This window comes from Absiella sp. AM29-15, from assembly GCF_003434225.1.
GTDB lineage: Bacteria > Bacillota_I > Bacilli_A > Erysipelotrichales > Erysipelotrichaceae > Hoskinsella > Hoskinsella hominis.
Window position 1 is genome coordinate 182,058 of the sequence record NZ_QVFL01000003.1, and the last position, 23,233, is coordinate 205,290.

Consider the following 23,233-nt stretch of genomic DNA (forward strand, 5'->3'; position numbering starts at 1 on the left):
TCATGAGAAAGATTTAAAAATAAAGATAAATTTACAAGAAAGGAAGCAAATTCATGCTTCCTGTTCCACATATTCCATAAATTGATTTTTTCCACAGTTTTTTGCCTGATATAAAGCGGTATCCGCATGATGAATCATTTCTTTTAAGGATTGTATACATTCTATACTTAAACACGTATAACCAGCAGAAATATGAAGCTTTTGCGGCAGCTTTTCTAATGCGATAAATATTTCTGTAAGATAACAGCTGATATCATCTTTGCTTTTATTGACGAACATACATAAAAATTCATCTCCACCAAAGCGATAGATTGTAATATTATCATCTGCGAAGGATTGTAAAATATCCGCCATTTTCCGTATGATTTGATCGCCAAACAAATGTCCATAGGTATCATTATATTCTTTGAAATTATCAATATCGCACATGGCAATACCAATGGATTGTATACTTTCAAGCTGCATCATTTCTTCGATATCAATCTGAAACCGCTGACGGTTGCGCAGTTTAGTGACTTCATCATAGCTTGCCTGTTGTTTCAATATCTGATTTTGTGCCAGTAGTTCATAGTATTGAAGTTTTTCTTCATATCGATGGGAAATCTGTGCATCTTTTTTTATCATGAGCTTTCTTGAAAGGTGTACGTAATCCTGATACAACATGCTTTGATCATAGGCACAGGGAAATGTTTCAGAATAAGATATGACATAATCCTGAATCTTTAACAGCTGCTGGATTTGATCATGTTCGCCATTTTCACATAACAGCATCAAAATCTGTTTGGCATGTTTTTGATCTTTGATTTGCAAAGCAACCTGATATAGTTCTTCTAACATCCAATATGTGGAAGCATCACACATCGGCTTCTTCAGAAATGATTCTAACTGCATAAAGGGAAGCTTATTTCTACAAGCATATAAATAAAGGATATCCAAATACGCATGAATAAAAGATGAGAATTGTGGAAAACTGCAATGTTCATCATAAAACTGTATCGCAAAAAGGGGATCACTTTTGGTATAAAGTGTAAAAAGATGTGCCATTAACAAGGGATAAATTCGTTCGTTTTTATCCATCAACTGCATAGAGCGTTCATAAAAATCTTTGGCTTTACAATCTTTTCGCTTATCAAATATGGTTGCTATATCATATAAAATACGTGCTTCACTTTCCACATCCTGCAGCTTTTTCGCTATCATGAGCGCTTTACAATCATACTCCAGTGCTTCTTCTTCATCCAAATAGAAAAGCCCGCACAATTGATGATTGATCAGCAATAGGGCAGGCTCGTCAAGATGAATGGCGTATTGCGTGGCATATGCTTTGTAGTATCTTGCATCTACAGTATCTTTTTTGATAATACTACAGGCGAATAAACGTTGATACGCATATGCCTGTTGTATAACATCCTCATGCTCCAGTGCTGTTTTTAAATCAGAAGATGCTTTTTGCTTTTCTTTTTCGATATCCAAAGATACATCTATAATACGTTTGATACAGACGTGAAGTTCTTTGATTTCCATATGCATAACACTCCCTGTATGTACAAAGTATAGCCAGTGAATACAAAATAATTTGTCGAATTTTGTCAACCAGAAGAAATTTTAATAATAAATAGATTCTTTTACCTTTTGCGCAGCCTGCGGACCATTAATTTTTTCAATGATCGCAAATGCGAAATCAATGACTGCCGCAGCACTTCTTCCTGTGATGATATTGTGATCAGTAACTGTATATTCATCCACATACGTACCGCCAAAGTCTTCATTCATACTGGTAAAGCAGGTATAGCGTTTTCCTTTTAATAGACCATGACGACCTAAAATGGTAGGTGCAGCGCAAATTGCCGCAATGAATTTATTTTGACTTGCGAAATGATCAATTATAGCCATCACTCGTGCATCAGCTTCTAACTTCTGATAATGAGGCCCTCCTGGTAAAAACAACATGCCATAATCTTCAACATTCGCTTCTACAATATCTTTGATTTCACCCATGTTGATCTGGAAACGGCCGGTTGCCTGTTTTGCATCTAACGCATAAACATCAATAGTAATACCTGCACGTCTTAATAAAGCAATCGTACCAACTGCCTCTAATTCTTCAAAACCATCTGTTAATACACATAATACCTTCATAATATGCTCCTCCTTGTTTCATACAACGATATTATATCACTTTTCTTTTTATCACTCATTATTTTATATATATGATGAATAGAATAGTAGCATGCAGGGAGTGTGGAGAAATGGATAAACTTATGCGATTAAATACCGCATTGAATCATCTTGTTTGGGGAAAATATATGATTTTCTTATTATTGTTTTGTGGTTTCTGGCTTTTTATACGGACAGGTTTTTTACCTCTTCGTCATGGAATTTTGATTATGAAAAAGACGATAGGTTCTTTATTTCATAAGGATGAAAAGAAAGGAATCACACCTTTTCAGGCGGTATCGACAGCACTTGCCGGTACACTTGGTGTTGGCAGTGTCATTGGCGTAACGACCGCAATCACACTGGGTGGTCCAGGGGCAATTCTTTGGATGTGTGTAAGTGCTTTTTTTGGTATGATGAGTAAATATGGGGAAGTCGTATTGGCGATACATTATCGTAATCATAGCGATGAAGGTTATCTTGGCGGCCCTATGACAACATTGGAAAATGGGATGCATTGTAAAGTGTTGGGAGTAATCTTTGCGTTATTATGTATCTTCGCATCCTTTGGTATCGGTAATGTAACACCTGCCAATACCATTGCCGCAACGATTCAGACCTATATTCATGTACCACCTTTGATAATTGGCATAATACTGGCTTTGGGCATTGGCATGATTTTAATAGGAAAATCCAAAGGCATTATGAAATTTAATGAAATCATTGTGCCTTTTGTCAGTGTCTTATATCTAGGCGCATGTATCTATCTCATTATTTTACATGCGGACCAATTGGGACATGTATTTGAAATCGTTTTAAAAGATGCATTTGATCTATCAAGTGTGAGTGGCGGCATTGGAGGTTTTCTAACAAGTCGTGCCATTCATTATGGAATATCACGAGGTGTATTCAGTAATGAGGCAGGTATGGGAAGTTCACCAATTTCACATGCCAGTGTTGATGATGCTAATGCCGTGGAACAGGGTTTTTGGGGAATTTTTGAAGTATTTTTTGATACTATGGTCGTTTGTGTATTAACAGCCCTTGTCGTGTTAAGTAGTGGGTTGTTGAGTGATGGAATGGATGGGGCAGCTTTAACAATTGCCTGTTTTGAACAAGGCTTTGGAAAAGCCGGTGGCATCATCTTTGCGTTTTCTATCATCGCATTTGCGATACCCTCCATTCTAGGATGGTATTATTATGCCAGTGAATGTATTCGCTATTTATTTACCTCTAAGTGGGTTATACACGTATATAATGGGATATTTTTAATTCTTTTGGTACAGGGATGCTGTATGCAGTTATCGAATGTATGGGAGATTGCGGATACCCTGAATGGGTGTATGGCAATACCAAATCTGATTTCTCTTTTATTTTTAACAGAAACTGTGGTAAAATTAACGAAAGAGTATCTAAAAGAAATTAGGAGTGATTAGAATGAAGGTAGTAATAGCCTGTGACTCATATAAAGGCTGTATGAGTTCACGAGAAGTCGCAGATCATATCGAAGAAGGAATTCATATGGTAAAAGGAGATGTTGAAACGATATCCTATGTCATCGCAGATGGCGGAGAAGGAACCGTAGAAGCATTTCATCAGACATGCCAGGGTGTAAAACAAAAGGTTGGCGCAAGCGATGCATATGGTAGAAAAATTCAGACGGAATATACAGTTATTGAAAATGGAAATACCGCAGTCATAGAGGTCGCAAATATTATAGGATTAAATATGCATGAAAGAGAAAAACGTATGCCATTTTTTGGCAGCAGCTTTGGCGTAGGAACAGTCATATTAGATGCTGTGGAAAAAGGCTGTAAAAAAATTATTATAGGATTAGGCGGCAGTGCTACAAATGATGGAGGCATGGGACTTCTACAAAGTCTGGGATGTCGTTTTTATGATAGTGAACATAAATATCTGTCCCCACAGGCAATCAACCTGGATAAGGTACGTTATATTGATTTTCACCGTATGAATTATTTACAAGGGATAGAATTAATTGCCGCATGCGATGTGAAAAACCATTTGTTGGGAGAAGAAGGTGCTACCTTTGTGTTTGGTAAACAAAAAGGCTTTTTCCCAAATCAGTTAAAAAAAGTAGATGCTGGTATGGAAAACTTCCGTAATCAAATCAAACGATATACACAAATTGATATCAATGAATTTGAAGGCGGTGGAGCTGCAGGTGGTATCGGCGCTGTTTTAATTGGTATTTTAGGCGCAAAGATGATACCGGGTATTGAATTATTGACATCTTATAGTGATATGGAGGAAATGGTAAAAGATTGTGATCTTGTGATTACAGGAGAAGGACAAAGTGATAAACAAACAATGTTTGGAAAAGTACCAGTAGGAATATTAAATATCGCAAACCGTTATCAAAAACCTACTATTTGTATAAGTGGTGCATTGGGGATTGGATATATGGAGTTATTTGATTTAGGTTTTGTGGGAATTTACAGTATCAGTGATCGTGCCATGACATTTCAACAGGCACTAGAAAATGCGCCGGAAAAACTAACAGCCGCAACATATTCGATTATGAAAACCATCTTATATTTTTCTAATCATCAGGTATCTGTGTAAAAGCAGATACTTTTTTTGTTTTCTATTTACAAATTTGGTTTCTTGAATTATAATACATATGAACAGATGTTCATATGTTAAAGTGAGGACAACGATATGGATAAAAAAATACCAGTATGTAGTGAACCACATGTACATGAAGATGTGGTCAATCGCGTCAAAGATGAAATGCTAACACAGGAGGAATTCAATGATTTATCAGTGTTGTTTAAAATGTACGCAGATCCAACCCGTTTAAAAATATTAAGTCTATTATTCAAAGAAGAAATGTGTGTATGTGATATTTCCACATTATTAGACATGACACAATCAGCGGTATCACACCAATTAAGTGTGCTGCGTCAGAATCGAATCATAAAATATCGAAGAAGTGGAAAGAATATTTATTATTCACTGGATGATGAACATATCCAATTGATATTTGATGCTGGTCTTGCACATATCATGGAATAAATATGTGGAAAACAATTGCTCAACAGTTCGCAAAACCTGAAGGATTTGGTGGAAGCTGTGCTGCGAAAATGATGAATCTTGTGAACTATCAAATGTATAAGGATGTCATAAAGCTGATCAAAGAGGATAAACAAAAGATACTTGATGTTGGCTTTGGCAATGGATATGTCATGAAGCATGTGATGGATAAGGGACATATCGTATATGGCTTGGAAATAAGTGAGCGTATGATCAAGCAGGTAATAAGCAAAAATCAAAAAGCGCTCAATCATACAATGTTTATAAAAAAAGGCATAATGGAACATTTGCCATATGAGGAGCAATTCTTTGATGTAATATATTCCATTAACACGATTAACTTTTGGGAAAGTTTGGATGCGGGATTAAAAGAGCTTCATCGCTGTTTAAAGAAAGAAGGAAAGGCAATCTTGTCCTTCTATGATCAATCCTTTCTAAGCGTTATGCCATTTTCATCGCATGGCTTTAGGTTATATAAAAAAGAAACTGTAATACAGGCAATACATGCCAATGGTTTTAAAGTGATAAAAAAGATAGAACACCGCCACAAAACAATGGTGAGTATCTATATGGAAAGAAATGATCTTGGTGGGATCTAAAATATACTTGAATGGATATGGAGGAAAAGTATATGGAAAAGGTTTATTTATTGGAAAATCTTGATTGCGCAAATTGTGCGATGAAGATTGAGAAAAAAGTTGGTAAATTAAAGGGAGTACATGAGGTAAGCGTAGATTTCGTGTCTAAGAAAATGTTCATAGAACATGAAGGAGGTATGATGGAGGAAATCATTCATTGTATCCATGATTTAGAACCAGATGTTGTTGTGAAAGATATTACCAAAGGTAAAAAGGAACATCATGTACATCTCCATGAAGAAGAATGTAGCTGTGGACACGAGCATACTCACGAGCATCACCATGAAGAAGGCTGTGGCTGTGGACACGAGCATACCCATGAGCATCATCATGAAGAAGGCTGTGACTGTGGACATGAACATACTCACGAGCATCATCATGAGGAAGGCTGTAGCTGTGGACATGAACATGCTGCACATGAGGAACGTGTGATTGCAGGTGCAGACAAGCTGTATATCAATGGATTAGATTGCGCAAGTTGTGCTGCAAAGGTGGAAGCATATGTACAGAAAATGGATAATGTTCATGATGCCAGTCTGAATTTTTCCACTGGGGTATTATTTGTGGAAGTTGAAGATCCATCAAAAAAAATGGATACATTTGAAAAAATTCAAAAAGTGGTGCCTACATTAGAAGATGGTGTAGTAGTCAGTTTTGATAAACAGGAAGAAAAGAAAGCATCTATGTTTTCTTTCAAAGACAATTATCGACTATATTTGGGTATCATCTTGTTTATCATCGCAATTATCTTTGAGAAACAAGACTGGTCTTTCTGGTTGTTTTTCGCAAGTTATATCATTGCGGGTGGAAAAGTTGTATACACAGCATTACGCAACATTATGCGTGGAGAAGTCTTTGATGAAAACTTTTTAATGAGTGTTGCGACAATAGGGGCATTTTGTGTAGGCGCAAATGAAGAAGCTGTTGCGGTTATGATTTTCTATGAAATCGGTGAAATGTTTCAATCTTACGCTGTTAATCGTTCAAGAAAATCTATTTCTTCTTTGATGAATATTCGTGCAGATTATGCCAATCTGTTGGTAAATGGTGTGGAAAAAAGAGTAGATCCACAAGATATAAAAGTTGATGATATCATATTGGTAAAACCAGGAGAAAGACTGCCATTAGATGGTGTGATCATAAATGGCTCTAGTTCATTAGATACCTCCGCATTAACTGGAGAATCCATGCCAAGAGAAGTGGTGTCTGAAGATGAAGTTTTGGCTGGTGTTGTGAATTTAAATGGTGTGATCACTATACGTGTCACAAAAGAATATGGAGAATCCACAGTATCAAGAATATTAGAACTGGTAGAAAATGCAAGCAGTAAAAAAGCACCTATGGAAAAATTTATCACAAAATTTGCGAAAGTATATACACCAACGGTTGTTGGACTTGCGATACTTGTTGTGCTTCTACCTGTAATATTTGTGGAGGGCGCAGATTTTAATCAATGGCTATATCGTGCATTGACGTTCTTAGTTGTTTCATGTCCTTGTGCCCTTGTAATTTCTGTACCATTGGGAATGTTTGCGGGTATTGGTGCTGCGAGTAAAAAAGGTGTTTTGATCAAAGGTGGAAACTATTTAGAAGCATTAAAAGATGTGGATACCGTTGTATTTGATAAAACTGGAACCCTTACAAAAGGGGTATTTGGAGTAAGTGAATGTGTTCCATGTGGCATGGAAACGAAGCAATTAATGGAATATGCAGCATATGCAGAATATTATTCTAATCATCCAATCGCTTCTTCTATTCGTAAAGCGTATGCCAAAGATATTGATTCAGATAAATTAAGTGATTATGAAGAAGTTGCCGGTAATGGTGTACGTGTATTATATGAAGGAAAAGAACTACTTGCGGGAAATCATAAACTAATGGATGCGAATCATATTGCATATGAACAGGTAAAAGCAATTGGTACAATTATCTATATAGCATATGATCATCAATATGCAGGTTATGTACTCATCAGCGATGAAATTAAAGAAACAAGCAAAGCCGCTATCCAGGCATTAAAAGCGAGTGGTGTAAAAAAATGTGTCATGTTAAGTGGAGATCGTCAGGAGGTAGGCGAAGCTGTCGCAAAAACGCTTGCTTTAGATGAAGTACACATGCAGTTATTGCCAGCTGATAAAGTAGAAAAAGTTGAAATGCTGTTGGAAAAAGAAGCCGATGGTAAAAAATTAGCATTTGTTGGAGATGGCATTAATGATGCTCCTGTATTGGCCCGTGCAGATATTGGTGTTGCCATGGGAGGCATTGGAAGTGATGCCGCTATTGAAGCTGCGGATGTTGTATTGATGAAGGATGATCCTGCTGCATTAAGTGTTGCTATGCGTATCGCAAGAAAAACAATGGGTATCCTGTGGCAGAATATTGTTTTCTCTTTGGTAATTAAAATTGGTATCCTGATTCTAACGATTTTTGGATTAAGCAATATGTGGATGGGTGTATTTGCAGATGTTGGTGTGACGCTGTTGGCGGTTTTAAATTCCATGCGTGCATTAAAGGTTGAATAATATGAAGAAACCCGTTATAATATCACGGAAAGGATTGATGTAACAGAATGTAACTGTTTCATTATCATGGTGATTGTGTGAAAAAAATATTTCTTGAATTGCTGTGTATCCTGATGATGTGCGGGTGTACAGGCAAAGGAAAAATAGAATATGCCAGTATAGATCATGTGTTTGAAAAAATGGATCATAAAGATACATTCCTATTGCTGATTTCAAAAGAATCCTGTATACATTGTAAAGCGTTAAAAGAAATGCTGGAGGATACTTTAAAAAAACAAGATGTAGTATTATATACGGTGCAATTAGATGAAAGCAGTGAAGAAGCTACACAAAAAGATAAAGATCGTTTAAGGGAACGATTTGAAGATGCTGATTTGACACCGCATGTTTTCTATATTGAAAAAGGCGAGGTAAAGGATGATTTATTAGGCTATCAAGAAAATCATCCGGAATATTTCTGGGATTGGGTAAACAATTTGCCAAAATCTTCATAAGATAACAATAAGTAGGGAAACATTTTTACAATGTTCCCCTGCTTTTAACGTTGTTTTGGTAGTTGTTTCAATGAAAAAATATGAAAATAAATTAAAAGTGTTGATAATTTTTTTCATAAACAGTATAATATAAAAGCGTATATATAAAAAAGTTGTTTAGAAAGTGGTGCATATATGAAAACCTGGGATGAAGTTTACGCCCATGCGCGCGAAAAGTGTAATATCTGTCGTTGTTGTCCAACATGTAATGGACTGGCCTGTCGGGGTGAAACACCTGGACCTGGTGGAAAAGGCAGTGGCAGCGCATTTGTCCGTAATGTAGAAATGTTATCAAAAGTGTTTATCACAATGGATACGATCACAAGTAATGAAGAAGTAGATACCCATGCAGATTTCTTTGGGCATCAGGTATCTATGCCGGTGTATGCAGCACCTATCTCTGGCATCAGACAAAATTATGGTGCGGATATGGATGATCTGGTATATACAGAAGAACTGGTAAAAGGATGTATTGATGCTGGTACAATTGCTTTTACAGGTGATGGTATGTATGATGATATGTTCAAGGGACCTTTGGAAATATTAAAGAAACAGCAGGGATATGGTGTTCCTACAATTAAACCTTGGGCAAAAGAACACATGAAATGGCGTATGGATCTTGCGGCTGAGGTGAATGCACTGGCTATTGCCAGTGATATTGATGCCAGCGGACTAACCAACCTTAGAAAAAGTGTAACTCCGGTAGGATTTAAAACCGTTGAAGATTTAAAAGAATTAAAACAGATGAGTCATGTTCCGTTCATTTTAAAGGGTATTATGAGTGTGAAAGGTGCAATGAAAGCACTGGAAGCCGGTGTTGACGGTATCATTGTCAGCAATCATGGCGGACGTGTTCTGGATAACTGTTTAAGTGGTATTGAAGTATTAGAGGATATTGTAAAAGCTGTTGATGGACGTATGAAAGTGTTTGTGGATGGCGGTATCCGAAGTGGAAATGATGTTTTTAAAGCATTGGCGCTTGGAGCGGATGGTGTGCTGATTGGGCGAAGCATTTCTCACGCAGTCATTGGCGATGGTGCGCAGGGCGTCAAAATCTATTTAGATAAGATACAGCTTGAACTAAAAGAAGCCATGGCGATGGCTGGATGTAAACGCATAGAAGAAATTAATAAAGAACATATTACAGTAAAATGGTAAAGGAGGATATTTATGAAGGCATTTGAAAATAACGCATTTTTCTGGCAGAAGCTGGACACATTGTATTTAGCAGGGAAACTGGTGGTTGATCAGCCAAAGAACAGTTCTCATTATAAATACTCTAATTTGAAGTACCCTGTGGACTATGGATATCTAAGTGATACCGCATCCAATGGACAATCTCCAATTGATGTATTCAAAGGTTCAGAAAAAAATAATCTGGTACAGGCTGTGGCAGTCAGTGCGGATATCTTGAAAAAAGATTGTGAAATCAAATTATTAGTTGGATGTAACGAAGAAGAAACATATGAAATATTAGAATTCCTAAATCAGACAGAATTCCAGAAAGCAATTCTTGTTAGACGTGGGGATGAAGTACCTGAATGGGCATCAAACGATTAGGCGTAAGAAATTACGCTTTTTATATGTAATAGATACACTGTGAAATTCATATAGTAAAGCATGGAGGCAAGATGATGAAGATAAAGAAATATATCCTGCTGTTTCTATGCTTTTTTTGTTTATGCGGCTGTAGTCATGGTGTGGGAAAATTTGAAGATGGAACCATGCAGCTGTCTAAATTATCAGATAAGATCAATCAGAAAAGTATCAATGGAGATTGGCAGTTTCCTGTATTAAATAAAGAAGCGATAAGCTTAAATGAAGTATCCAAACTTTATGAGATGGATATGATCAATATCAAAGAATGTGAAGTACACAGCTCCTTAATTCCTGCGCAAATGGGAGAAATTGCTTTTTTTCATGTGGAAGAAAAAGAAGATTCTATGATGAAACAGGCTGTGGAAAAACATGTCGCACAACTAAAATCAAAGTGGATAAATTTAATTTTGGAAGCAGATGCTATATTATCTGAGGTAAAAGAAGGGAGAATTGGTGAATATTATTATGTAATTGTTGGTAGTGATGCACAAAAAGTGGTAAACTATATTCAGAACATGAAATAGAAAAGGGTGTTATTATGCAACGGTTTATGGATTTATATAAAGAATTTACTTCCTTTGAAGGAAGCTTATTTAAATATTCTTTATCCTTTTCTTTTTTATTGGCACTGGCACCCTCTCTGATTATCATTGTCATGTTATTTAAATATAACTTATTGCCCATCGATATCATTATTAATTTTATAATGAGCTTTCAGCCTTATGCATCCAGTGAAGAAACTATCACAACGATTATACAGTTCTTTTTGGAACGGCAATATAATCTGGTCAGTTTTATCATCACATTATGTGTATCTTTTTACCTTGCCAGCAGAATTGTATTTTCATTCTTGTTAATCAGTGCATCCCATGAAGAAGTAGATGTACCCAAATGGGCAATACGTATTAAATCAATTATTTTATTTATATTATTTCTGGCTATGCTGGTAGGATGTGTAACTGTAGGTACATTTTTAAAGGAATATCTTCCACTGGTATCATCTGGATTGATGCTGCTACTATTTACAATGATGTATCGGGCATTGAGCTTTCGTAAAAGAAACTGGTCTTTTGGCATACTAGGGGCAATATTTACAACATTGATGATCTTATGTCTGGCTTCCTTGTTTATCACAATCATTAATCATTTTACAAGTTATCAGGACGTATATGGGCCACTCGCAAGTCTTGTGACATTATTGCTTGCGATTTATCTAATTTCCTGTATCATATACTTTGGCTATTGTCTGAACATTGTATTTGAAGAGGATTATGGCAAAGAGTATCGCCTGCCTTTGAAATATGATAAATTCTTTGCTTTATGTACAAGAATCACAGAAATGGTTGAAAAAAGAGTCATTAAGAAAAAGAAATAGTATCTTATTGAACAGGTATTATGGTATGATAAATAGGAAAGTTAGAGGTTGAAGCTATGAAAGTAACAATAAAGAAAATTGGAATCAATGGGGAGGGAATCGGTTATATTGACCGGTTGCCGGTATTTGTACCAGGTGCCCTGATTGATGAAGAAGTTGATATACAGGTAATCGAAAAGAATAAACGCTATGCAAAAGGTAAAGTCAATCGTATCTTAAAGAAAAGCAAAGATCGTGTGAAGCCAAAATGCTTTGTACAGGACCGCTGTGGCGGATGTCCATTAATGGATGTAAAATATCCAAAACAATTGGAATATAAGTATGAATTATTAAAACAGTCTTTAATTAAATATGCGCAGGTAAATCCTCGCTTGATTCAGAAAGTAATACCTAGTGAAGATGTTTTTGAATATCGTAATCAATTTAAAATGCCTTGTGCCATAGAGGAAGGTGTACTTGCCAGTGGAATGTTCTTGCCAAATTCTAACTATTTTTTTGGAATCAATCGTTGTGTGGTCCACAATGAAGGCTTGGAGCATTTCAGAAAAGATGTCATGCGTGTTTTAAATGAATATGAAATGCCAGCTTATGATTATCATAAAAAATCCGGTATCCGCAATCTGATTGCAAGAGGGTTTGATGGTAAATATCAATGTACGATCGTCACTGGAGATGATGAGTTATCACAAGAGGCAATTGATGCATTGATGAAAATCAAAGGTATGTATAGTCTATGGCAAAGTATTCATACAACAAAGAAAACGCCGGAAGTATTTGGCAATCAAATGATATTCCTTGCAGGAGAACGCTATTTGCCACTGACTTTTGATGGCTTAAAGTTAGAATTATCTCCAAGAAGCTTTTTCCAATTGAATACAAAACAAGCCATGCAGTTATATCGTGGAATTGCGGCTCAGATCAAAGATGGCAACGATCTAATTGTAGAAGCGTATAGTGGTGTTGGTGCGATTTCATTGTATTTAAAAGATAAAGCAAAAGAAATTATTGGAATTGAAAGTATCAAAGATGCTGTAGTAAACGCCAATAAAAACGCAAAAGCAAATGGTTGTGAGCATGTTTCCTTTGTGTGTGCAGATGCTGCGGATAAGCTGACTTACATATCTAAGAAACGAAGTATTGATGTTTTGGTTGTTGATCCACCAAGAAGTGGTCTGGATGATGCTATGCTGGAATGTATTTTAAGAAGTAAAATCAAAAATATTGTTTATGTATCATGTAATCCAGCAACACTTGGAAAGAATCTAGCAGCTTTGCAATCACGTTATATCGTAAAAAATATTCAACCATATGATATGTTCCCACATACACCTTTGGTTGAGACGGTATGTTTATTGTCCAAACTTAATGCGAAGCAACATATCGAGGTTGAGGTTAAGATGGACGAGTTGGACTTGACTTCTGCGGAAAGCAAAGCTACCTATGAGGAAATCAAGGAGTATGTGCTGGAGCATACTGGCTTGAAGGTCAGCCATCTCTATATCGCTCAAGTCAAGAGAAAGAATGGTATTATTGAACGGGCTAACTACAATCTTCCTAAAAATGAGGATGCAAAACAGCCGGTCTGCCCTCCTGAAAAGGAAAAGGCAATCACGGAAGCGCTCAAGCATTTCGGCATGATCTAAGGAGGGCAAACTATAACAGAATATAAATCTTTGGATTGATTGCCAGAGATAATGCAAGCCACCTGTGCGGGCATGGAAAATGCTCGTACTGAAAAAATTATTTATCCGTAACGAATATGGCGGTGCTTCAGTTTAGAAGTCAGAAGCACCGCTTATTCATTATCGGCATATGTTTCATAAAGATAATGTACGTCTTGCGCAACGCAAGTGTTCATTGCTTGCTTTTGCGAAATATCATTGATAAAATCAGCCTCAGAGAGGAGGAACTATTTTGAACCAAGAACAGACGGATATTACAACAGGAAAGCAAATACGTCATCTGCGAACACAAGCAGGAATGACACAGGAAGAACTGGCAGGGGAATTGAATGTTACCCGGCAGGCGCTATCGAATTGGGAGAGAGATATTAATGAACCCGATTTGAATACGCTACAAAAAATTTGCTTTCTTTTTGGCGTTCACATGGACGATTTTGCAAAGGAGGTAATAACGAAAATGGAAACGTATGAAAAAAAGGAAAAACGAGAATTTAGTAAATACGATATGGCAATTGGACTTTTTTATGCTGTCGGTATATTTCTTGGCATTGGTATTTTCTTTGTTGGCGGTTTTATGACAATGTCTGGTACAGGGTGGGGAGCATCCCTGTTTGGCGGCGGCTGTTTTTCTCTTGTATTTGGCTTGATATGCCATGCAATTATTACATTGAGAAGAAATGACAAATGACGGAATATCGGTTTTTATATCGAAACCGGATAGAATGAAGCCAGTTATGAATATGAATTTGAAGGAGGAAAACAAATGTTACGACCAAAAGAAGTTGTATGTAAATGGGTAGATGCTTTTAACGGTCACGATGTTGATGCAATCGTGAGTCTGTACCATGATAATGCAACCAACCATCAGGTGACTAATGATCCCGTGATTGGGATAGATGCAATTCGTGAGATGTTTACAGCAGAATTTTCTACTGCCGATATGACTGCCATTGTAGAGAATATCTTTGAAGATGGACAGTGGGCGATTTTAGAATGGAAGGATCCTCTGGGACTGCGGGGATGTGGCTTCTTCCATGTTGTAAATGGTAAAATCCTGTTTCAGAGAGGATATTGGGATAAGCTGTCTTTTTTGAAGCAGCATAATTTGCCTATTGAATAGATGCAGGGAATGGTGACTATAGCATGGAGTATCAAACATTAGAAAAGACAGATACATTCTGTTTGTATCAAACATTCACAAAGGTGTTTTCTGATTATCAGGTGACTGTTGATATGCCGTATGAAGCCTTTGAGACGAACCTCAAAAGAAATGGTTATATGCCCGATGTATCAGTTGGTGCTTTTGAGCAGGAAGAGCTGGTAGGTTTCGTCTTAAATGGTGTGCGCTGCTGGGATGGGGTAAAAACAATCTATGACCTTGGAACCGGAGTGATTCCCGCTTTCCGAAAAAGAGGGATTACAAAGGAAATGCTGAATATTGTACAAACCATATGTCAGGATAAGGGGATCGGGCGGTATCAGTTGGAGGCAATACAGGAAAATACCGCCGCAGTGTCTCTGTATAAAAGGCAAGGCTTTCAGGTTATACGTACTTTGAATTGCTATATAGCGGAAAGAAACGAAAGAAAATTAGGCAAACGAAAACAGTGGCAAATGATTCATCCGCAAGCACTTACGGCTGAACAGTGGGAACTTGCGAAAAGCTTTTGGAATTGTTCTCCATCCTGGCAAAATTCCATTGATTCTGTGCGTGCCATAGCTGACTTGTTTGCCTATGTTCTTGCTGAAGTATCTGGAAATCTAATAGGCTATGGAATCATAAACAAATCGAACGGGGATATCGTTCAGTTAGCGGTAAAGCATGAATATCGCAGGCAGGGTGTCGCCACAGAAATTATGTGGTGTTTGCATGGACAAACCAGCAGCCCTAAAGTAAAAATGATTAACATAGATGAAAGAGATGAATCTTTGAATGCCTTTCTAAAACAATCAGGATTTAGGATGTTTGTGAAGCAGTATGAAATGGAGAAGAAGCTATAAACACATTGAAGATAGCTCTCTTACAGCTGATGCCAGGTGTTGCTTTGCCTGAAAATTTGAAAAAGGGCATGGAAGCCTGTAAAAAAGCTATTACTTTGTTCCCTGAAATGTGGAGGTATATATCTGGTGCAGTACACAAAAACGGTTTTTTTGAAAAACAATAAGGAATGTTTGCTCCGAAATGCAGTTGGAACAGATGCTGAAGAAATACATAAGATTTTCAATCTGACCCATGCACAGACAGACTTTTTATGTACATATCCGGATGAGAATTTGTTTGACACCGAGGAAGAACGATATTTTTTGCTGGAGAAGGAACGCAGCGCAAATGAAATTGAGATTTGTGCTGTTGTCGGTGGACATATTGTTGGAACTGCTGGTATTGAAGCTGTCGGGAAAAAAGATAAGGTCAAACATCGTGCGGAGTTTGGAATCAGTATTGAAAAAGGATTCTGGGGCATTGGAATCGGTTATGCTTTAACTGTTGCCTGTGTAGAATGTGCAAAAGCTGCCGGATATATGCAGTTGGAGCTAAATGTTGTCAGTGAAAATCGCAGAGCGATTTCCTTGTACGAAGGCATAGGATTTCGTGAATATGGCAGAAATCCCAAGGGCTTTCGTTCTCGAAAAACAGGCTGGCAGGAAATTGTCCTGATGAGAATGGAGTTGGCTTGAAAGTGAAGCTTTGTATTGTGAATGAATTTTATCGGTGTAACCGTTGCTACATGGAAACAAAACCATGCGGCAGCGGTTTTTTCTTTTTGTGACTGGTAAATTTATTTGCCTTTATTCATACATCTCAAAAGCGAATACAATTTCTCCCCATTCGCCATTTTCTTCTGTTATTTTTGTTTCAGCTTTACAATATGAAGAACGTCTGTAAAAATCAGACCGTTTTTAGTACCACCACGGCAGTTCCAGCCAAAAGTTATCCAGAGCCAGCTTCTCCGTGGATTTTGCCCTGCTTTCTGACAGATGGAAGTGCTTCGCTGTTTCATTCAGGGGATGGAGTACATCGTCCTCAAAGCCAAAGCGATACCAGATGTAGGCTTTCTCTCGTTCATCAATCATTTGCAGAGCCGTATGGATTTCTTCGTGGGTTTCCTTTGCAATGTAAATCTGCTCCGGATTCTGTATTCTGGAATCAGCTATAAATTCATGCCGTCCCTTGTTTTCGTCCCTTTTGACCTCATCCAGGTGGATGATACAGTCCAGATTCTTGGCTTCAAAGGTGGGATTCTGCCTGCGGATGTAGTCCAGCATGGTATTATGGATTGCCGGGGCAGCATAGGTCAGAAACTTGTTCCCATAGTCGGGCTGAAAGCTGTTTATACAGCTCAGAAGCCCCAACGAACCCTCCTGCACCAAATCGTTCAGTTCAATGCCGAGGGCAGCATTCAATTCCCGCTGTGCGCTCCAAATCTCGTATGCCGTCTTTCGGATGAACCGCAGATTGTTCTCTACAAGGGCGTTTTCTGCCCATTTGTCGCCGCCCTGCGCCGCAATACAGAGTTCTTCATTATTCTGTGGTGTCATCGCTTTGTCCCTGTGGTTCTGGCTGTTGCAGAGTGGTTTTCAAAAGGTCAACCAATGACTGGTTGAAGTTCTGCAATGCTTCCTCATTGACATAATCCATGCCGGAAACACTGCCCGTGACGGCATCCGCAACGGCTTCCGGCGTGATGGTCGGAATGGGCGAATCCTGTCCCTTGGTCAGCTCGGTAAACATCCTTTCGGTTGCTTCTTTTCCGATAGCCTTGGCTGCGGCTAAATCGCTGCCTGCTTCCTTTTTGATTTCCTTAACCACCGTCATAAAGGTATTCTGAATCGTGGTCTGGTCTGCCTGATAAGTGGGAACTTTCATGGCGTTGGCGGTTCTGGCTGCCTGCACTGCGGCACTGGTTTTGTTTATCCCCAACAGCATAGAGCTGAGAGTCGCATACATCTGATTTTGTGCTGCATATCCTCCTGCGAGAGTATCATCCAGATATTGTGCAATCATATAAGTAACCGTGGCAAAGCGGGGATTCTCCAGCAGGCGATTGACAACATCGTTGTTGACCTTTCCGGTATAAAGGTTCTTTGCAGCTTCAACAGATAACCCCAGTTCGGAAATATCGTAGTTCTTTTTGTCCGGGATTACGGTCGTACCCAAGATAAAATCTGTGGAGACATTGAACACTCTTGCGATGCGGATAACGCTTTCTTCGCTCAGCTTCTCAGTTTTTCCGCTGAGGAAGCGGCTGATTGTGCTTTCGTTCACGTCAATACGCAGTGCCAGCTCTCGCTGGGTCATTTTGCGTTCTCTCATCACATCAACGATTCTTTTTCGGACATCGGCGGGTAAATAAGTATCTGCCATTATGCTTCCTCCTCTCTGTCAGCTTTCTGTTTGATATATTTTCCGCTTTTAATGCGGGCATCTGTCGGTTTTTCAGCGTCCTCCGGGATGATCCAGCGGCTTCCTGCCCGCTGTGCGCCCGGGATACGGTCATTGTTGCAGAGGATACCAACTCTCCGGGGAGAGATACCCCATTTCTCGGCAACTTCAAATGTAGACAGGTATTTCATTTCTGTATCGTCCCTCCTGATTCGTAGTAACTTCAATTATATTCTATTTACGGAACAATATCAACCAACTTTGTGTGAACACTGCCGTCCCGGACTTGCATTTTTGCAAGTTTTCAGGGCGGCTTTTTGTTTTGCTTGCGGAAGTGCCTGATTTTTCGGTTAAAAGCGTTTTTCTGCGTATATTCAGGCAGATGAAAAAATCATCGAGAAAAATCAAGGAGGTTACGCAAATGAATATTTTTGAAACAGTCAAGGCGGCGGTCATGGTCAGACAAGCCGCTGACTACTATGGGCTGAAAATCAACCGTTCCGGGATGGTTTGCTGCCCGTTCCATGATGACAGACACCCCAGCTTGAAGCTGAACGAGGATTACTTCTATTGTTTCGGCTGTGGGGCTACCGGGGATGTGGTGGACTTCACGGCAAGGCTGCTTGGTCTGTCCGCTTATGAAGCAGCGCAGAGACTGGCTGCGGACTTCGGGCTGGACACCAGCTGTCCGTCCGTGGTGGCACAGGTCAGAAAGTACCGTCCCCGTGTAAACCAGTTGAAGCAGGATGACCGTTTCTGCATGAATGTGCTGTCCGGGTATCTTCATCTTTTGGAGGATTGGAAAGAGCGATATGCTCCCGAAACACCAGAGGACGAGCCTGATGAGAGATTCGTGGAAGCCTGTCACAAGCTGGCTTATGTGGAGTATCTGAACGATTTGCTCCTTATGAGCGATCAGGAAGAAAGGACTGATGTAGTCAAGGAACTTTTGACAGATGGAACGATTGCAAAAATGCAAGAAAAATTGGACAAGCAGAAAAAGGAGGTGAGCTGCCATGTCACAGAGCAGGAAATTGCTTGAGATGAATGTGCCGATGTGGTTTGACGGCAAAAGTATCAATGAAGCTCTGTTTTGTGAAGATTTTCTGAGAACCCATCAGATTATCTTTGCAAACGGAGCTTTTTTCACGCCTGATGGTCGTGTCACGGATGACCTGCCCCTTCGTGGCGAAATCTTTGAGGAACTGAAATACTGTGCTGTGAACAACATTCCCCGAAAAATCAGCAACATCATTGAGATTATGAAATTGGCAGCTCATGTGGAGGACTTCCCGCCGGAGCAGGACCGGATTCATCTGGCAAACGGAACACTTCTGCTGGACGGCACTTTTACGGAGGGCAAGCCGGACATTGTGCGAAACAGGCTCCCGGTTTCCTATCGTCCGGATGCGCCGAAACCTTCCCTGTGGCTGTCCTTTCTGGATGGTCTGCTTTACCCTGAGGACATTCCCACCTTGCAGGAGTTCATCGGCTACTGCCTGATTCCCTCCAATAAGGGGCAGCGAATGATGGTCATTAAGGGCAACGGCGGCGAGGGTAAATCCCAAATCGGTGCGGTTCTGGGGCAAATGCTGGGCAGCTCCATGAAAGACGGCAGCATTGGTAAAATCTCAGAGAACCGATTTGCCCGGGCTGATCTGGAACACATCCTTTTGTGCGTGGATGACGATATGCGGATGGAAGCTCTGCGCCAGACCAACTATGTGAAATCCATCGTCACAGCCCAAGGCAAGATGGATTTGGAGCGCAAGGGCAAGCAGAGCTATCAGGGCTGGATGTTCGCCCGACTGCTGGCTTTCTCCAACGGAGATTTGCAGGCATTGTATGACCGAAGTGACGGTTTCTACCGCAGACAGCTGGTGTTGACAACCAAGGAAAAGCCCGCCGGAAGAGTGGATGATCCTGACCTTGCCCAGAAGATGAAAGCCGAGGTGGAGGGCATCTTCCTGTGGGCATTTGAAGGATTGCAGCGTTTGGTTGCAAACCATTTCAAATTCACCGAGAGTCCGTCAAGCGTGACAACAACAATATTTTCGACTTTATAGAGTCTGATGGATATATCCGATTAAAAGCGGATGCGTCCATCAGCTCCAAGGAGTTGTATGAAATTTACCGGATGTGGTGCGAGGAAAACTCTCTGCCGTCCTTGAAAGCCCGCAGTTTCAGTGACAGTGTGGTAGCAAATTTAAGCCGCTACAATCTGGAACACACCAACAAAATCACAAACTCTGCCGGGCGCAGGGTGTGGGGCTTCATGGGAATTGAAGCCGTAGCCCGTCCGAATATAAATGGGTTTTACGACGTTTCGCCGTGTACGTACGTACCGGAGGAATGGCGGGATTGATTTTGGGGTACGTACGTACACAGCGAACGACCGGAAATCACTCCTATATAAAACCTTCGTGACGTACCCAAATGACAGGAAAAAGCCAGTCTTTTTCCTGTCAGCGGACGGGGCGGTTTCGCAAAACAGCAGCCGTCCGTGCCGAACATTGGAAAGATGAGCAGACAACTTTCCGATGTTCGGCAGAGGTCACCGCAGTGACCGCACTCCCCCTCGGGAGAGCCCTCGGAGAGCCCACGGCACTTTGCAGCCAGTACGGATGAAAGTGTCATAGTGGGTTATTACACTTCCGCAGAAGTGCCTCTCCAAAGCTACCCTGTCTGCAAATCCCAAAGAAAGGAAAAATGCTATGGCAAGAAATGACGGAGTTGACCGTACCTGTGCAAGAAATATGGATGTCGCAGATAAAGACATCGGAGATGCCCAGGCACACAACGAGCGTGAAAAAGAAATATACAGTAACGAAGATATTATCCCGGAAAGAAGCTCTCTCAACGTACACTTCAAAGAACCGACCGGGAGCTATGCAGAGATGTTTGAGCAGATGAAAGCTGACAACATCATTTCCACCAGAGGTCTGAAAGCGGATGCTGTCCATTTCAATGAGATGGTCTTTGATGTGAACACTGCTTACTTTGATAACCACGGCGGCTATGAATTTGCCAAACAGTTTTATGCTGATGCCTATAAATCCGCTGTAGAGATTGTAGGCGGCGAGCAGTATATCCTCTCGGCAGTCATGCACGCTGACGAGATCAACCGGGCTATGTCCGAAGCACTTGGCAAGGATGTGTTCCACTATCATCTTCATGTGGTCTATGTTCCGGTGGTGGAGAAACAGATTCTGTGGTCGAAACGCTGCAAGGATGAAGCTCTCAGAGGAACGGTAAAGGAAACCATTATGCAGGTCAGCCGCAGTAAAAAGTGGCTGTCCAAGCCTGCTATGGACGAGGACGGAAAACCAATCCTGCAAGCCAATGGTAAGCCTGTCCTTAGAAAATCCTATTCTATTTTGCAGGATGATTTTTACCAGCACATGAGGGCTGCCGGATATACCGATGTGGAACGGGGCGAACGTGACAACACCGAGGAACACCTGACTGTGACCCAGTTTAAGGTAGCACAGGAAAAGCAGCGATTGGAAGCTGTGACGGCAGAGCTGACCCAGAAAGAAGCGCAACTTGACGATACCACGCTGGCGGCGGAAAAGAAAAAGCAGGAACTGAAATCCCTGCAAGCACAGACCAAGGCGGCAACTGCGACAGCGGTAACGGTTCAGGAGTTGGAGTCAATGGGTAAGAAATCTTTTACTGGAAATATTGTCCTGACACCTGATGAGTGCCGTACACTCAAGAATTATGCTGTCAGCAGCTTTGCTGAAAAAGCGGAGAAATTGAAATACCAGCAGAAATATGAAACAGCAAAAAAAGATGCTGGCATCTGGAAAAAGAAATATATTGACCTGAAAGAAAAAGCCCAGCCTTATCTGGATGCAGTGGAAGTTGCATCGGAAAAGGTAAGGGCTTTTCTTTCTGCTATCCTCGCAAGAGGAAAAGAAGTACAGGACCTTAAGCAGGAGCATGGACGAAAAAGAAAGGAGACTGCCTTTGACAGATAATTGGAATGGCTTTGCCGATTTACTTGCAAATTTAATAGAGAAATATGCGGCGGTTCTGGATATTGATAATCTTCCGGAGCCGCCGTCTTGTTTGGAGGAAGAAAATGACTCCGAAGAATCCAAGGACACTATTGATTCAACAAAAATTCAATGATATAATAGACGTGGAATAAGTGTCCAAACTCTATGTGGGAGCTGCTATTCTCTACGCATAGAGCTACATAGAACAAAAGTGCAACACCCCGTTGCACAAATAGGAATGAGGTGTTTCGGTGAACAATTATGACGATATGAATCAAAAATCCAATATGATTATTTACACAACAGAAGATGGATTGACGAAAATTGAAACCACATTTGATGAAGATACCGTCTGGTTATCCATTGACCAGATGGCAGAACTGTTCCAGAGAGATAGAAGCGTTATCGGAAAGCACGTTAGAAATATCTTTAAGGAAGGCGAACTGGTCAAAGAATCAGTTTGGGCAAAATTTGCCTACACTGCCGCTGACGGAAAAATATACGATGTAGATTACTATAATCTTGATGTTATCATCTCTGTTGGCTATCGTGTAAAATCCAAGCGTGGCACACAGTTCAGAATCTGGGCAACCAATATTCTCAAAGAATATATGAAAAAAGGTTTTGCCATGGACGATGAACGATTGAAAAATCTGGGCGGCGGTGGATATTTTAAGGAACTGCTTGAAAGAATCAGAGACATTCGTGCTTCGGAAAAGGTATTTTATCGTCAGGTGCTTGAAATCTATGCCACCAGCATTGACTATGACCCGAAAGCGGAAATTTCTATCCGGTTCTTCAAAAAAGTTCAGAACAAAATTCATTATGCCATTCACGGACAGACTGCGGCAGAAGTGATTTACAGCAGAGCTGATGCGGAAAAAGAGTTCATGGGACTGACCACCTTCGCCGGAAATCAGCCCACACTCAAAGAAGCAGTTATTGCGAAAAACTATCTGGATGAGAAAGAGCTTCGTGCTATGGGACAGCTCGTATCCGGTTATCTGGATTTTGCGGAGCGTCAGGCAGAGCGTGAACAGGTAATGACCATGCAGGATTGGGCAGAACATCTGGATCGCATCCTTACCATGAGCGGAGAACAGCTTTTAATAGGAAATGGAAGCATTTCTCATAAACAGGCGGTAGATAAAGCCACAGATGAATATCGAAAATACAAGGCAAGAACGCTCAGTGATGTGGAAACAGATTACCTAAATTCCATTAAAATGCTGGAACAGAAAACTGACGGCAAAGAGTAACGGATGATGAAAACTGAATTATGCCA

General features: G+C 40.1%; 27 protein-coding genes. 22 read left to right on the top strand and 5 right to left on the bottom strand.

The genetic code is table 11. The features are described from left to right. Positions 1 to 51: 51 nt before the first annotated feature. Positions 52 to 1,524 carry a GGDEF domain-containing protein gene (locus tag DW761_RS04625; protein ID WP_158552218.1) on the bottom strand — a complete coding sequence of 491 codons (1,473 nt, stop codon included), beginning with the start codon at positions 1,522 to 1,524 and terminating at the stop codon, positions 52 to 54. 81 nt (positions 1,525 to 1,605) lie between these two features. After that, positions 1,606 to 2,139, bottom strand: a complete 534-nt coding sequence (locus DW761_RS04630) for a DJ-1/PfpI family protein (protein ID WP_117453319.1) — start codon at positions 2,137 to 2,139, stop codon at positions 1,606 to 1,608. A gap of 110 nt (positions 2,140 to 2,249) precedes the next feature. Between DW761_RS04630 and DW761_RS04635 the strand changes: the two genes are divergently transcribed. The 16 genes from DW761_RS04635 to DW761_RS04705 all read left to right on the top strand — a co-directional run bounded on the left by DW761_RS04635 (position 2,250) and on the right by DW761_RS04705 (position 16,239). Continuing rightward, a complete protein-coding gene (locus tag DW761_RS04635; protein WP_117516546.1) occupies positions 2,250 to 3,593 on the top strand; it encodes an alanine/glycine:cation symporter family protein in 1,344 nt (447 codons plus the stop codon). A 1-nt stretch (position 3,594) separates the two neighbouring features. Further along, positions 3,595 to 4,743: a glycerate kinase gene (locus DW761_RS04640; RefSeq protein ID WP_117453317.1), complete on the top strand. Its 1,149-nt coding sequence runs from the start codon at positions 3,595 to 3,597 to the stop codon at positions 4,741 to 4,743. Positions 4,744 to 4,839: 96 nt separating this feature from the next. Then, on the top strand, positions 4,840 to 5,196 hold the full coding sequence (locus tag DW761_RS04645; RefSeq protein ID WP_117453316.1) for an ArsR/SmtB family transcription factor: 357 nt from the start codon (positions 4,840 to 4,842) through the stop codon (positions 5,194 to 5,196). Positions 5,197 to 5,198: 2 nt separating this feature from the next. Continuing rightward, a complete protein-coding gene (locus DW761_RS04650) occupies positions 5,199 to 5,813 on the top strand; it encodes a class I SAM-dependent methyltransferase (RefSeq protein ID WP_117516547.1) in 615 nt (204 codons plus the stop codon). A 32-nt stretch (positions 5,814 to 5,845) separates the two neighbouring features. After that, positions 5,846 to 8,374, top strand: a complete 2,529-nt coding sequence (locus tag DW761_RS04655; protein ID WP_117516548.1) for a heavy metal translocating P-type ATPase — start codon at positions 5,846 to 5,848, stop codon at positions 8,372 to 8,374. A 77-nt stretch (positions 8,375 to 8,451) separates the two neighbouring features. Further along, positions 8,452 to 8,868, top strand: a complete 417-nt coding sequence (locus tag DW761_RS04660; RefSeq protein ID WP_117516549.1) for a bacteriocin — start codon at positions 8,452 to 8,454, stop codon at positions 8,866 to 8,868. Positions 8,869 to 9,042: 174 nt separating this feature from the next. Continuing rightward, positions 9,043 to 10,065 carry an alpha-hydroxy-acid oxidizing protein gene (locus tag DW761_RS04665; RefSeq protein WP_117516550.1) on the top strand — a complete coding sequence of 341 codons (1,023 nt, stop codon included), beginning with the start codon at positions 9,043 to 9,045 and terminating at the stop codon, positions 10,063 to 10,065. A gap of 12 nt (positions 10,066 to 10,077) precedes the next feature. Then, on the top strand, positions 10,078 to 10,467 hold the full coding sequence (locus tag DW761_RS04670) for an Inorganic pyrophosphatase (RefSeq protein ID WP_117453311.1): 390 nt from the start codon (positions 10,078 to 10,080) through the stop codon (positions 10,465 to 10,467). 71 nt (positions 10,468 to 10,538) lie between these two features. After that, positions 10,539 to 11,030: a DUF4358 domain-containing protein gene (locus tag DW761_RS04675; RefSeq protein ID WP_117516551.1), complete on the top strand. Its 492-nt coding sequence runs from the start codon at positions 10,539 to 10,541 to the stop codon at positions 11,028 to 11,030. Positions 11,031 to 11,044: 14 nt separating this feature from the next. After that, positions 11,045 to 11,881, top strand: a complete 837-nt coding sequence (locus DW761_RS04680; protein WP_117453309.1) for a YihY/virulence factor BrkB family protein — start codon at positions 11,045 to 11,047, stop codon at positions 11,879 to 11,881. 56 nt (positions 11,882 to 11,937) lie between these two features. Beyond that, positions 11,938 to 13,524 (top strand): 23S rRNA (uracil(1939)-C(5))-methyltransferase RlmD, encoded by a 1,587-nt coding sequence (rlmD, locus tag DW761_RS04685; RefSeq protein WP_117516552.1) that lies wholly within the window; start codon positions 11,938 to 11,940, stop codon positions 13,522 to 13,524. A 271-nt stretch (positions 13,525 to 13,795) separates the two neighbouring features. Further along, complete coding sequence (locus DW761_RS04690; protein ID WP_117453307.1) at positions 13,796 to 14,251, top strand: XRE family transcriptional regulator; 456 nt, start codon at positions 13,796 to 13,798, stop codon at positions 14,249 to 14,251. A gap of 75 nt (positions 14,252 to 14,326) precedes the next feature. Further along, positions 14,327 to 14,683, top strand: a complete 357-nt coding sequence (locus DW761_RS04695) for a nuclear transport factor 2 family protein (RefSeq protein WP_117516553.1) — start codon at positions 14,327 to 14,329, stop codon at positions 14,681 to 14,683. Between the two features lie 23 nt (positions 14,684 to 14,706). Beyond that, positions 14,707 to 15,564 (top strand): GNAT family N-acetyltransferase, encoded by an 858-nt coding sequence (locus DW761_RS04700; RefSeq protein WP_117453305.1) that lies wholly within the window; start codon positions 14,707 to 14,709, stop codon positions 15,562 to 15,564. Positions 15,565 to 15,593: 29 nt separating this feature from the next. Continuing rightward, complete coding sequence (locus DW761_RS21630) at positions 15,594 to 15,728, top strand: hypothetical protein (protein WP_255412356.1); 135 nt, start codon at positions 15,594 to 15,596, stop codon at positions 15,726 to 15,728. After that, positions 15,715 to 16,239: a GNAT family N-acetyltransferase gene (locus DW761_RS04705; protein ID WP_233513023.1), complete on the top strand. Its 525-nt coding sequence runs from the start codon at positions 15,715 to 15,717 to the stop codon at positions 16,237 to 16,239. Before DW761_RS21630 ends, DW761_RS04705 begins: the two co-directional genes overlap by 14 nt. Positions 16,240 to 16,461: 222 nt before the next feature. Here the strand turns inward: DW761_RS04705 and DW761_RS04710 are convergent, their stop codons facing one another. The 3 genes from DW761_RS04710 to DW761_RS04720 are packed head-to-tail and all read right to left on the bottom strand — an operon-like array spanning position 16,462 to position 18,135. Next, positions 16,462 to 17,100 carry a sigma-70 family RNA polymerase sigma factor gene (locus DW761_RS04710; protein ID WP_117516554.1) on the bottom strand — a complete coding sequence of 213 codons (639 nt, stop codon included), beginning with the start codon at positions 17,098 to 17,100 and terminating at the stop codon, positions 16,462 to 16,464. Beyond that, the gene (locus tag DW761_RS04715) at positions 17,084 to 17,926 is read right to left on the bottom strand and encodes a helix-turn-helix domain-containing protein (RefSeq protein ID WP_117516555.1); all 843 of its coding nucleotides are present in this window, start codon (positions 17,924 to 17,926) and stop codon (positions 17,084 to 17,086) included. Before DW761_RS04715 ends, DW761_RS04710 begins: the two co-directional genes overlap by 17 nt. Continuing rightward, positions 17,926 to 18,135, bottom strand: a complete 210-nt coding sequence (locus DW761_RS04720; RefSeq protein ID WP_117453301.1) for a helix-turn-helix domain-containing protein — start codon at positions 18,133 to 18,135, stop codon at positions 17,926 to 17,928. The genes DW761_RS04715 and DW761_RS04720 overlap by 1 nt, the downstream gene beginning before the upstream one ends. A gap of 230 nt (positions 18,136 to 18,365) precedes the next feature. On the opposite strand from DW761_RS04720, the gene DW761_RS04725 reads away from it, so the two are divergent. The 6 genes from DW761_RS04725 (at position 18,366) to rhuM (ending at position 23,207) form a co-directional block, all read left to right on the top strand. Beyond that, positions 18,366 to 18,986, top strand: a complete 621-nt coding sequence (locus DW761_RS04725; RefSeq protein ID WP_117516556.1) for a CHC2 zinc finger domain-containing protein — start codon at positions 18,366 to 18,368, stop codon at positions 18,984 to 18,986. Then, positions 18,961 to 20,010, top strand: coding sequence for a DNA primase family protein (locus DW761_RS04730; RefSeq protein WP_199485590.1), 1,050 nt, complete (start codon positions 18,961 to 18,963; stop codon positions 20,008 to 20,010). Before DW761_RS04725 ends, DW761_RS04730 begins: the two co-directional genes overlap by 26 nt. A gap of 14 nt (positions 20,011 to 20,024) precedes the next feature. After that, positions 20,025 to 20,309: a primase-like DNA-binding domain-containing protein gene (locus tag DW761_RS21820; protein ID WP_394336548.1), complete on the top strand. Its 285-nt coding sequence runs from the start codon at positions 20,025 to 20,027 to the stop codon at positions 20,307 to 20,309. A gap of 349 nt (positions 20,310 to 20,658) precedes the next feature. Continuing rightward, the gene (locus DW761_RS04735) at positions 20,659 to 21,927 is read left to right on the top strand and encodes a plasmid recombination protein (protein ID WP_117516557.1); all 1,269 of its coding nucleotides are present in this window, start codon (positions 20,659 to 20,661) and stop codon (positions 21,925 to 21,927) included. Further along, positions 21,917 to 22,081, top strand: a complete 165-nt coding sequence (locus tag DW761_RS21145) for a hypothetical protein (RefSeq protein ID WP_187426190.1) — start codon at positions 21,917 to 21,919, stop codon at positions 22,079 to 22,081. The genes DW761_RS04735 and DW761_RS21145 overlap by 11 nt, the downstream gene beginning before the upstream one ends. Positions 22,082 to 22,199: 118 nt before the next feature. After that, positions 22,200 to 23,207, top strand: a complete 1,008-nt coding sequence (gene rhuM, locus DW761_RS04740) for a virulence RhuM family protein (RefSeq protein ID WP_117516558.1) — start codon at positions 22,200 to 22,202, stop codon at positions 23,205 to 23,207. Positions 23,208 to 23,233: the final 26 nt, after the last annotated feature.